Genomic DNA, 11,035 nt, shown 5'->3' with positions numbered 1-11,035 from the left:
CGAAGCAGACGACGGCCCCGGCCCGCTTCACGGTCGGCGGCCCCCTGCCGGCCCGCGGCCACACCCCCATCGCGTGATCGACCGCTGAAGCGCGTGCTGTGGACACCGGAGCCCGGTGTCCACAGCACGCCACACCCGGCCGCCGCACCCGGTCCACGGCCCGGCAGCGGCCTTCCGCCCACATTTCACTCCCGATCCGATACGGAATGCCACCTTTGTCACCCTGCGCCATGGCTGCGCCCGGAGCCGGTCGCCCGGTAGGCTTTCCGTGTGATCTTCAAGCGCATCGGTAACGGGCGGCCGTATCCCGACCACGGCCGGGAAAGCACCCGGCAGTGGGCGGATGTCGCGCCGCGCCCGGTCCGCCTCGATCAGCTCGTGACCACCAAGGGCCAGCTGGACCTGGAGACGCTGCTCGCCGAGGACTCCACCTTCTACGGAGACCTGTTCGCGCATGTCGTGAAGTGGCAGGGCGATCTCTATCTGGAGGACGGGCTGCACCGCGCCGTCCGCGCCGCGCTCCAGCAGCGCCAGGTGCTGCACGCGCGTGTGCTGGAGCTGGACCTGGGCTGACGCGGGTCCGATCGGGTGCGGACTGCGCCTTTCGGGGCCTTTCCCGCTCCGGACAGCCCAACCCATTGATCGTTTAATAGGACCTGGCCATGGGCGCGCACTACGCTGCGCTCATGAGCATGCTCACTCCCCCTGGCCTGGGCGGTAAGTACCGCATCACGGGTGACAAATATCCCCGGATGCGCCGCCCCCGACGCCGTCGCAGGCTGCTGCTCGCGGGTACCTCCGCCCTCGTCGCCCTCGGACTGGCAGGCTGGGGGACCACTCAGCTCATCGATGTCTTCTCGGGCAACGCCAAGAAGCACGCCGCTGGCCGGAAGGCGGGCTGCGAACCCGAAACCTCCGCGTCGGCCCTCGCGCTTCCCAAGCCCGGCCAGATCACGGTCAACGTGTACAACGCGACACCGCGCGGCGGTCTGGCCAAGACGACCGCCGACGAGCTGAAGAAGCGCGGATTCCGCATCGGCAAGGTGGGCAACGCCCCGGCCCAGTACGACAAGAAGATCACGGGCGCCGGGATACTGCTGGGCTCCCCGACCGTCTCGAACGACGCGCTCACCGTACTGGCCACCCATCTGAAGGGCGCCACGCCGCAGGCCGACGCCCGGAAGACCCCAGACGTCGATCTGTTCATCGGTACGGGCTTCACCGCGCTGAACGACCTGAAGGCGGCCGACCAGGAACTGGCGGTCCTGGCGAGCGCGAAGACCGAGCCGGGCTGCGAGGACACCGCCCCCAAGGAGCCCGGGAAGCCCGCGGCCGAGCCCGCCGCCGAACCGCAGGGCGAGGCCCAACCGCAGGGCGAGCCCGCCGCCCAACCGCAGGGCGAGCCCGCCGCCGAACCACTGGGCGAGTCCGCCGCCCAACCGCAGGACGAGTCAGCCGCCGAACCGCAGGAGGAGTGACGGGGGCGACGCTACGGCGGGACGGCAAGGGCCGGGGGAGTACGGGACGGCCCGCCGGCCCCTGAGCAGGCCGACGAGGACCTCGTACGTACGAAAGGCCGGAGGTCCCGCGCCCGGACAGGGCCTAGAGGCCGGCCGTCCCGTACATCCGGTCGCCCGCGTCGCCCAGCCCCGGCATGATGTAGCCCTGGTCGTTCAGCCGCTGGTCGACCGCCGCGGCCACGACCGTCACCGGCGTGCCCGCCAGCTCCCGTTCCATCACCTCGACGCCCTCGGGCGCCGCGAGCAGCACCACGGCCGTCACATCGTCCGCACCCCGCTTGATCAGCTCACGGATCGCCGCCACCAGCGTGCCGCCGGTCGCCAGCATCGGGTCCAGGACATACACCTGGCGGCCGGAGAGGTCCTCGGGCATCCGGCTCGCGTAGGTGGACGCCTGGAGGGTCTCCTCGTCGCGGATCATCCCGAGGAAGCCCACCTCGGCGGTCGGCAGCAGCCGCACCATCCCGTCCAGCATGCCGAGCCCGGCCCGCAGGATCGGGACGACCAGCGGACGCGGGTGGGAGAGCCGTACCCCTGTGGTGCCCGTCACCGGGGTCTCGATGTCGACCTGCTCGGTCCGTACGTCCCGGGTCGCCTCGTACGCGAGCAGGGTCACCAGCTCGTCGGCGAGCCGCCGGAAGGTCGGGGAATCGGTGCGCCGGTCGCGCAGCGTGGTGAGTTTGTGCGCCACCAGCGGGTGGTCGACGACATGAATCCGCATGGCGACACAGTAACCGGGGGCCAAGGCCCTACGCGCTGCCACCAAGGCCCGGGCATCAACCCCCGCTCGCGAGGGAAGAGGCAACGGGTGGAACCACGGTCTGGGGCGGGGAGGCGTCGATGCCGGACGGGGATCAGCAGAGGCAGGAACAGAAGCAGCCGACAGACACGGAGCCGGCCGAAGAGCCGGATCAGCCTACGGCGCGGAATCAGCCTACGGAGCGGGACCAGCCTGAGGAACGGGACCAGCCCGGGGAGCCGGATCAGCCCGGGGAGCCGGACCCTTCCGGCCCCGACACGTACGAGAGCGAGCGGCGGCGGCGCCGCGCCCAGTTCCTGCGCGAGCTGAACGAGGCCAAGGCCCTTCGTGAGCGCGTCAAGCCCCGCACGGCCCGCGCCGCGCGGATGCGCCAGCAGATGCGGATGCGCACCTTTCGCTGGTAGGCAGGGAGGAGCCACGCCGGTCCGGGCGGGTGGCGTGCGCGCCGATGTGCGGGCCGCGTGCAGGGGGACCAACAGGGTCCTAATAAAATGGGCTGACGACGCAACGGTGGAAGACCTCTCGCGAAGCTCTCGTTTCTGCCACGATTCCGAGTAGGCGGGGCAGAGCAGCGCACCGCCGGATCGTCACACCTCTGACCAGTGGGAGAGTCACGGTGTACTTCGCCGCACTGCTCGCGCGCACCGAAGACGGGTGGGAAGCGAGCGATACAGAGCTCGACGATGTGGAGACCCTGTCGGATCTCACCGACTTGGCCCGCGAAGCCTCGGTGGACGAGGACACGGTGCTCGTCTTCATCGAACAGGAGGATGCGTGGTTCGGCATCGTCCGTGTGGAGGGCGAGGAAGACCCTCGTATCTATGTCTCCGACGCGGCCGCGGCCGCACGCTCCTCGTACGGGGAGATCCTCATTGATGAACTGCTCGGCAGGGATGACGACGACCCCGCCGACGACCTGGACGCGCTGGACCTCGACGGTACGGAGGACGGCGAGCCGGAAGCGCAGGACCAAGACGACAAGGACGACGAGTACGACGACAACGACGACAGCCCCGTGACCGACGGGGAGACCGTGCCGGCGGGTGCCGTCGGCGACCGTGAGATTCTGAGCGACCTCGGCCTGTCCGAGGCGGATCTGCTGGCGCTTGATTCGGACGCGATGGCCGAGATCGCGGAGGCTCTGGGAGCCGCCGAAGTGCTGGAGACCGTCCGCTAGTGACCGGGTACGGCCCGGTGTCAGGACCGGTGTCCGGCTCCCCGGACCCGGTGAGCGATCCCGTACGCGATCCGTGGCGGGCGTCCATGCGCCTCGCCCTGGACGAGGCGGCACGGGCGGCCCGCTCCGGTGATGTGCCGGTCGGCGCTGTTGTGCTGTCCCCGAACGGTACGGTGCTCGGCGCCGGCCACAACGAACGCGAGGCGACCGGCGACCCGACCGGCCATGCGGAGATCCTGGCGATCCGCAGGGCGGCCGGGAAGGTCGGTTCCTGGCGGCTGACCGGCTGCACGCTGGTGGTGACCCTGGAGCCCTGCACGATGTGCGCGGGCGCGCTCGTGCTGGCCAGGGTGGACCGGGTGGTGTTCGGCGCGCGCGACGAGAAGGCCGGCGCGGCCGGCTCGCTCTGGGACGTCGTACGGGACAGACGCCTCAACCACCGCCCCGAAGTGATCCAGGGAGTGCTCGCCGACGAGTGCTCCGCCCTGCTGACCACCTTCTTCCGCAACCGCTGACCCCACCGCCCGCCCACGCCCCGGCCGCCCCGCCCCGTCTCACGCGGCTCCGATCCCCGTACCGCGATACCGATTTCGAACCTTGGCCCTCTGTGGGCTAAGCTCTCTCTCGGTAGCGTGTCCGAGCGGCCGAAGGAGCTCGCCTCGAAAGCGAGTGTGGGGAAACTCACCGAGGGTTCAAATCCCTCCGCTACCGCTCTCACACCCTCCTGACCTGCGGAAACGCAAGCCAGGGGGGTGTTTTGCGTACGACACACGAGTCGGCGGAAGCCCACGGAGCACAACTGTCCGGCACTCGAGGCACGTTGCGCCTCCCCACGGCGGGATCCGCCACCCGCGTTCGCTCGCACGGCTCCACCCCAGCCAGGCCACCAGGCGCCGGCCCCGCGCCCGCCGTGCCGGTGCCGGCCCAGGGCGTGGACCGCGCTGCGTGCCGGGGCCTTTCCGGGTGGGTACGGGTCCGGGCGGTGGGGGTCGGCGTTCATACGGTTAGACTCTCGCGCGATCGCACTGGGCACAGCAGGGGAGGAAGCGGCCCATGGGGCAAGCGAGAAGGATCGTGCTCTACGCGCTGGCCGTATTCGTGCTGTACACGATCATCACATCCCCGGCCCGGGCCGCCGATCTCGTCCAGGTGGGGTTCGAAGGCATTTCGAGCGCCGCCCAGGGTGTTGGCCAGTTCATGACCGAACTCATCAATTAGCCGTCCCCCAAGGAGTGATCTTGATCCGCCACCTGGTCCTCTTCAAGCTCAACGAGGGCGTCTCGCGTGACGAGCCGCGGGTGACCGCCGGTGCGCAGGCCTTCGAGCGGCTCGGTACGCAGATCCCCGAGCTGGAGTTCTGGGAGTGCGGCTGGAACATCAGCGACCGGCCGATCGCTTATGACTTCGCCATCAACTCGGCGGTCTCCGACCGGGATGCGCTCCAGCGTTATCTGGACCACCCGGCCCATCAGGCGGGGGTCGGCCAGTGGCGGGAATTCGCCACCTGGGTGATCGCCGACTACGAGTTCTGAGCCGGCCCCGAGTCGGCCGCCCCTGGCGGCCCCGTACCCCGCACCCTTGAGGTGTGGGGTTTTTGGGTTTATTGCCCCAACTTACCGTCAACACGGTTTTATCCGGTGCTTGCACACAGTGGACATGTCTTGTGATGCTATGACCGCTTTTGCCGGATGAGTTGACGCAGTCGACCGCAAAGGGGTGGCGTGACCGTGACGGCCAGTACTGCGCCTCAAGTGCCGCCCCAGACCGAGACCGAGCCACGCCCCGCGGCGCAGAGCCGGGGTGCCGACACCAGGGCCCTGACACAGGTGCTCTTCGCCCAGCTCAAGGAACTGGAGCCGGGCAGCGAGGAACACACCCGGGTGCGCGGGGCGCTCATCGAGGCCAATCTGCCCCTCGTCCGCTATGCCGCCGCCCGCTTCCGCAGCCGCAACGAGCCGATGGAGGATGTCGTCCAGGTCGGCACGATCGGCCTGATCAACGCGATCGACCGGTTCGACCCGGACCGCGGGGTGCAGTTCCCGACCTTCGCGATGCCGACCGTCGTCGGCGAGATCAAACGGTACTTCCGCGACAACGTACGGACCGTGCATGTGCCGCGCCGGCTCCATGAGCTGTGGGTCCAGGTGACCGGCGCGACCGAGGACCTGACGACGGCTCACGGCCGCTCCCCGACCACCGCCGAGATCGCCGAGCGGCTGAAGATCTCCGAGGACGAGGTGCTGGCCTGTATCGAGGCCGGCCGTTCGTACCACGCGACCTCACTGGAGGCCGCCCAGGAGGGCGACGGGCTGCCGGGACTGCTCGACCGGCTCGGGTACGAGGACCCCGCGCTCGCCGGCGTCGAACACCGCGATCTGGTCCGCCATCTCCTCGTACAGCTTCCCGAGCGCGAACAGCGAATCCTGATGCTGCGCTACTACAACAATCTGACGCAGTCCCAGATCAGCCAGGAGCTGGGCGTCTCCCAGATGCATGTGTCACGGCTGCTGGCCAGGAGCTTTGCCCGACTGCGGTCCGCAAATCGGATCGAGGCATAACCCACGCGGGTAGACCCGCACAGCTTCTTCTCCTCGCACCAAAAGCTGCAAACCCCCTCTTTCCCGGGTGGATCCACCCCATACTTGTCGACAAGTCACTACAGCGTGTTGCCGACATGTGACATTCTGCTGGAACCGCGTTTGCCGCAGTCGCACCGCCGGTATTCAGGTGGAGGCTGCGTTCCTCCGACGGGAGCGGCCGACGCGACCGTCCGCGACCTCAAGGGGGTGGCATGTCCGTAGAACAGGGCAGCTCGAAGGTGCTCACGCTCACGAAGAGCGCTCCCGTGACCGATGCTCTCGACCACGTGGCACAGCCGCGTGTGTCCCAGCCGGAAGCCATCGACACCCGCACTCTGTCCCGCTCCCTGTTCCTGCGGCTCGCCGTACTCGACCAGGACAGCCCGGAGCGCACCTATGTACGCGACACCCTCATCGAGCTGAACCTGCCGCTGGTGCGGTACGCGGCGGCGCGGTTCCGCAGTCGCAACGAGCCGATGGAGGACATCGTCCAGGTCGGCACGATCGGCCTGATCAAGGCGATCGACCGGTTCGACTGCGAACGGGGCGTGGAATTCCCGACGTTCGCGATGCCGACGGTCGTCGGTGAGATCAAACGCTTCTTCAGGGACACCTCCTGGTCGGTGCGGGTGCCGCGCCGGCTCCAGGAGCTGCGGCTCGCGCTGACCAAGGCCAGCGACGAGCTGGCGCAGAAGCTGGACCGCTCGCCGACCGTGCCCGAACTCGCCGCCGTGCTGGGGGTGTCGGAGGAGGATGTCGTCGACGGCCTCGCCGTCGGCAACGCGTACACGGCGTCCTCGCTGGACTCGCCCTCCCCCGAGGACGACGGCGGCGAGGGCTCGCTCGCGGACCGGCTCGGGTACGAGGACATGGCGCTGGAGGGCGTGGAGTACCGCGAGTCGCTCAAGCCGCTGCTCGCCAAACTGCCGCCCCGCGAGCGGCAGATCATCATGCTCCGGTTCTTCGCGAACATGACGCAGTCGCAGATCGGCGAAGAGGTCGGCATCTCGCAGATGCATGTCTCGCGCCTGCTGACCCGCACGCTCGCGCAGTTGCGCGAGGGGCTCATCTCGGATTGAGGTTCGGGGACCCCGCCCTTCGTCCGGCATGCTGGACGACGCTCCGGAGCAGGCTCCGGGTGAAGCTCGCGGGCGGGGTTCCGGTCCGGTGGACGGTACGGCCGCGGCCGTACCGTACGTAAGGGTCGAGAACGGCCGGTACGACCGGCGTGCGCACGTACGGCCGACGGTCGGCTGAGCCCGTACGGCCGGCGTCAGCGCGTACGGCCGGTACGGTCAGCCGAAGGCCAGCCAGGCCACGACGGCCAGGACCACGACCACCGCGACGACGCCGACGATCACTCCGGTCTTCGGCCCGCCCTGCTGCTGGGGCGCCGCCTGCCTGCGCTGCGGCTCGCCGTCGTCGACGAACGCACGGAACATCTGAGTGCTGCCCGCGGGGTCGGGAGTGCCCTCGGGGCCCTGTGGGGCATGGGGGTTGTGTGCCATACGCCAGGACCCTAGCGAACGCCGGGTCCCCGCCCAACCCCGGGCCCGTCCCCAGGTCCGCCGCCACCCGCCCGACCTGCCGCCACGCAGGACGTTGACCCGGACCATGCGAAGCCTTTCCGGTTCCTTTACCCCCACTCCGCCTGATTTAGCTTGCCTGTAGCAACCAATGACTTCTATGGTTGCATGGTTGCCCCAAGCAACAAGGTATCGGGAGGGTCCCATGGCCGCACAGAGTCAGTACGCGGAACTGGCCCGGCAGCTCAGCGCCGTCGGCGCCGTCAAGCGCGGCCTGGAACGCATCCTGCCTGCCGACTGCCCGGGCGGCTCCGCCACCGTGCTGACCATGCTGGACCGGCATGGCGAGATGCGGATGAGCCGCCTCTCAGAGCTGCTCTCCGTCGACATGTCCGTGACCAGCAGACATGTCGCCCATGCCGCGGAGCGCGGCTGGATCGAACGGTCCCCGGACCCCGACGACAAGCGCTCGCGCATCCTGCGGCTGACCCCCGCGGGACAGGACCTGCTCGATGAGCTGGCCCGGCGGACGACCGAGATGTTCGCCCGCACGCTCGACGACTGGACCGACGAGGAGGTCGGGCAGCTCAGCGCGCTGCTCGACCGGCTGCGCCGCTGCTTCGACGACCGCAGGGACCGGCGTCTCGAAGGCTCGTACGCCCTGACACCCCCACCCCCGGTCCGGCAGCACGCGGCCCTGCGGCAGGAAGCGCCCGTACGGCACGACACGGCCGTACGGCAAGAGACGTAACGACGTAAGGCAAGGAATCCAATGGCTACGACCACACCAGCGGGTGTGCGGGGCGGCCACGCCAAGCATGGAGGCGGCCCCGCCGCCGCGCCCGTCGCACCCGGCACCCCGATGACACACCGTCAGATCATGGAAGCCCTCTCCGGGCTGCTTCTGGGCATGTTCGTCGCGATCCTCTCGTCGACGATCGTCTCCAACGCCCTCCCCGAGATCATCTCCGACCTCGGCGGCGGGCAGAGCGCCTACACCTGGGTGGTGACCGCGTCGCTGCTCGCGATGACGGCGACCACCCCGCTCTGGGGCAAGCTCTCCGACCTCTTCAGCAAGAAGCTCCTGGTCCAGATAGCCCTGGTCATCTATGTCGCGGGCTCGGTCGTGGCCGGTCTCTCGCAGAACACCGGAACCCTGATCGCCTGCCGGGTGGTCCAGGGGATCGGGGTCGGCGGGCTCTCCGCCCTCGCCCAGATCGTGATGGCCGCGATGATCGCGCCGCGCGAGCGGGGCCGCTACAGCGGCTACCTCGGCGCGACCTTCGCCGTCGCCACCGTCGGCGGCCCGCTCCTCGGCGGTGTCATCACCGACACCCCGTGGATGGGCTGGCGCTGGTGCTTCTACGTCGGCGTGCCCTTCGCCGTCATCGCGCTGATCGTGCTCCAGAAGACCCTGAAGCTCCCGGTCGTCAAGCGCCAGGTCAAGGTCGACTGGGCCGGTGCCTTCTTCATCAGCGCGGCCGTCTCGCTGCTGCTGGTCTGGGTCACCTTCGCCGGCAACAAGTACGACTGGATCTCCTGGCAGACCTACGCCATGGTCGGCGGCTCGGTCGTACTCGGCCTGCTCTTCGTCCTCATCGAGTCGAAGGCGAGCGAGCCGATCGTCCCGCTGCGCCTCTTCCGCAACCGTACGATCACGCTGGCCTCGCTGGCCTCGCTCTTCGTCGGTATCGCGATGTTCGCGGGCACGGTCTTCTTCAGCCAGTACTTCCAGCTCGCGCGCGACAAGTCACCGACGATGTCCGGGGTGATGACCATCCCGATGATCGGCGGTCTGTTCATCTCGTCCACCGTCTCGGGCATGGTCATCACCAAGACGGGCCGCTGGAAGGCCTGGCTGGTCAGCGGTGGTGTGCTGGTGACCGCGGGGCTCGGGCTGCTGGGCACGATCCGGGTCGACACCCCGTACTGGCACATGGCCGTCTACATGGCGCTGATGGGCCTCGGCGTCGGCATGATGATGCAGAACCTGGTCCTGTGCACACAGAACCAGGTCGACCCGCAGGACCTCGGCGCCGCCAGCTCCGTCGTCACCTTCTTCCGCTCGCTCGGCGGTGCGGTCGGTGTCTCGGCGCTCGGCGCGGTGCTCGGCAACCGGGTCACCCACTACGTCAAGGACGGTCTGGCCGACCTCGGCCCGCAGGGCGCGGCGCTCGGCCACGGCGGTACGGGCGGCGGCGCCATCCCGAATCTGGACACGCTGCCCGGCCCGCTGCGCGGCGTCATGGAGGCGGCGTACGGGCACGGCGTCGGCGATGTCTTCCTGTACTCGGCACCGGCGGCGCTGGTCGCGCTGCTGCTGACGCTGTTCATCAAGGAGGTCGCGCTGAAGACACGGTCGGGCGGCGAGGCGGCTGCGGCTTCCGCGGCGGCTGAGGCGCCGGGGACGGCCGGTGCTGCTGTGGCTGCCGTGTCCGCCGGTGCTCCTGTGGCGGTCGAGGCTCCGGTGGCCGTGGGTGCGCCCGCCGCCCCCGTGACCGCCGCGATACCCGCGCAGGCCGGCGCGCCCGCGGCGGCCGTGTCCGCGCCGGTGTACGGGACCGCCGTACGGGGCGTGGTGCGCGGTGCCGAGGCCGCCGCGGTGCCCGGCGCGGCCGTCACCCTGATCTCCCTGGGCGGACGCCAGCTCGCCCGCTCGGTCGCCCAGCCCGACGGCGGCTACGTCCTGGACGCCCCGGGCCCCGGCTCGTACGTCCTGATCGCCTCCGCCGACGGCTTCCAGCCGCAGGCGTCCACGGTCGTCGTCGGCGACGACCCGCTGGCGTACGACATCCTGCTCTCCGGTACGAGCGGCCTCGCCGGGTCCGTACGGGCCGCGGACGGCGGGCTGCCGGTCGAGGGCGCGATGGTGATCGTGACCGATGTGCGCGGCGATGTGCTGGCCACCGGAAAGTCCACGGAACAGGGCGACTTCGCGTTCGGCGAGCTGGTGCCCGGCTCGGTGACCCTCGCGGTGAACGCCACCGGCTTCCGGCCACTGGCCCTGCCCGTGGAGATCGGCGGCCAGGGAGTGACCCGTATCGAGGCGCTCCTCCAGTCCGGCGCCACCGTCCAGGGCACGGTCAGGGCCGGCGCCGACCGGCGGCCCGCGCCCGACGCCCGGGTGACGCTGGTCGACGCGGCCGGCAATGTCGTCGCCACCGCGACGACCGGGGACGACGGGGCGTACGCCTTCGCCGACCTGGACGCGGGCGAGTACACGGTCATCGCGACCGGCTACCCGCCGGTGGCCGGCGCGCTGACCGTGACCGGGCGCGGGCTCGACGGCTACGACATCGAACTCGCCCACCCCGGCGAGTAGGCCGGGCGAGCCGGCCAGGCAGCAGGGCGAGCCGGCCGAGCGGCAGGGCGAGCGGGCCGGGCACGCGGGCGCCGTCCGTCGTACGGGATGCGGCGGGCGGGGCCCGGCGGAGGCGCCGGTCGGCCGAGTGCGGAGGGCCTCGGTGGGGGGC

At 70.1% G+C, this 11,035-nt stretch carries 12 protein-coding genes, 1 tRNA gene and 1 pseudogene; 12 read left to right on the top strand and 2 right to left on the bottom strand.

Features of this window, described 5'->3' with window-relative positions; genetic code table 11:
* Positions 1-270 precede the first annotated feature (270 nt).
* Positions 271-573, top strand: a complete 303-nt coding sequence (locus tag WH07_RS30240; protein ID WP_023540426.1) for a type II toxin-antitoxin system VapB family antitoxin — start codon at positions 271-273, stop codon at positions 571-573.
* Positions 574-686: 113 nt separating this feature from the next.
* Positions 687-1,289: pseudogene (locus WH07_RS30235) on the top strand (LytR C-terminal domain-containing protein); the annotation flags it as partial.
* Between the two features lie 313 nt (positions 1,290-1,602).
* On the opposite strand, the gene upp reads toward WH07_RS30235, so the two are convergent.
* Positions 1,603-2,241 carry a uracil phosphoribosyltransferase gene (gene upp, locus WH07_RS30230; protein WP_046506945.1) on the bottom strand — a complete coding sequence of 213 codons (639 nt, stop codon included), beginning with the start codon at positions 2,239-2,241 and terminating at the stop codon, positions 1,603-1,605.
* Between the two features lie 119 nt (positions 2,242-2,360).
* On the opposite strand from upp, the gene WH07_RS30225 reads away from it, so the two are divergent.
* The 8 genes from WH07_RS30225 to WH07_RS30195 all read left to right on the top strand — a co-directional run bounded on the left by WH07_RS30225 (position 2,361) and on the right by WH07_RS30195 (position 7,115).
* Positions 2,361-2,684: a hypothetical protein gene (locus WH07_RS30225; RefSeq protein WP_046506943.1), complete on the top strand. Its 324-nt coding sequence runs from the start codon at positions 2,361-2,363 to the stop codon at positions 2,682-2,684.
* 212 nt (positions 2,685-2,896) lie between these two features.
* A complete protein-coding gene (locus WH07_RS30220; protein ID WP_046506941.1) occupies positions 2,897-3,457 on the top strand; it encodes a tRNA adenosine deaminase-associated protein in 561 nt (186 codons plus the stop codon).
* 86 nt (positions 3,458-3,543) lie between these two features.
* Complete coding sequence (gene tadA / locus WH07_RS30215) at positions 3,544-3,972, top strand: tRNA adenosine(34) deaminase TadA (RefSeq protein ID WP_079023683.1); 429 nt, start codon at positions 3,544-3,546, stop codon at positions 3,970-3,972.
* A 111-nt stretch (positions 3,973-4,083) separates the two neighbouring features.
* A tRNA-Ser gene (locus WH07_RS30210) sits at positions 4,084-4,168 on the top strand.
* Between the two features lie 342 nt (positions 4,169-4,510).
* On the top strand, positions 4,511-4,675 hold the full coding sequence (locus WH07_RS40545; protein WP_198533919.1) for a hypothetical protein: 165 nt from the start codon (positions 4,511-4,513) through the stop codon (positions 4,673-4,675).
* A gap of 20 nt (positions 4,676-4,695) precedes the next feature.
* Positions 4,696-4,989, top strand: coding sequence for a Dabb family protein (locus WH07_RS30205; RefSeq protein ID WP_046506939.1), 294 nt, complete (start codon positions 4,696-4,698; stop codon positions 4,987-4,989).
* Positions 4,990-5,184: 195 nt separating this feature from the next.
* Positions 5,185-6,015, top strand: a complete 831-nt coding sequence (locus WH07_RS30200; RefSeq protein WP_079023682.1) for an RNA polymerase sigma factor SigF — start codon at positions 5,185-5,187, stop codon at positions 6,013-6,015.
* Between the two features lie 233 nt (positions 6,016-6,248).
* Positions 6,249-7,115 (top strand): RNA polymerase sigma factor SigF, encoded by an 867-nt coding sequence (locus tag WH07_RS30195; protein ID WP_046506932.1) that lies wholly within the window; start codon positions 6,249-6,251, stop codon positions 7,113-7,115.
* Positions 7,116-7,331: 216 nt separating this feature from the next.
* Here the strand turns inward: WH07_RS30195 and WH07_RS30190 are convergent, their stop codons facing one another.
* On the bottom strand, positions 7,332-7,544 hold the full coding sequence (locus WH07_RS30190; RefSeq protein WP_046506928.1) for a hypothetical protein: 213 nt from the start codon (positions 7,542-7,544) through the stop codon (positions 7,332-7,334).
* A gap of 223 nt (positions 7,545-7,767) precedes the next feature.
* Between WH07_RS30190 and WH07_RS30185 the strand changes: the two genes are divergently transcribed.
* Both WH07_RS30185 and WH07_RS30180 read left to right on the top strand, forming a co-directional pair.
* Positions 7,768-8,313: a MarR family winged helix-turn-helix transcriptional regulator gene (locus tag WH07_RS30185; protein ID WP_079023681.1), complete on the top strand. Its 546-nt coding sequence runs from the start codon at positions 7,768-7,770 to the stop codon at positions 8,311-8,313.
* A 21-nt stretch (positions 8,314-8,334) separates the two neighbouring features.
* Positions 8,335-10,884, top strand: coding sequence for an MFS transporter (locus tag WH07_RS30180; RefSeq protein ID WP_046506926.1), 2,550 nt, complete (start codon positions 8,335-8,337; stop codon positions 10,882-10,884).
* Positions 10,885-11,035: the final 151 nt, after the last annotated feature.

The organism is Streptomyces odonnellii, from assembly GCF_000981895.1.
Taxonomy (GTDB): Bacteria; Actinomycetota; Actinomycetes; order Streptomycetales; family Streptomycetaceae; genus Streptomyces; species Streptomyces odonnellii.
Note: the sequence above shows the minus strand (reverse complement) of the source record. Positions and strands in the feature narration are given on the sequence as shown.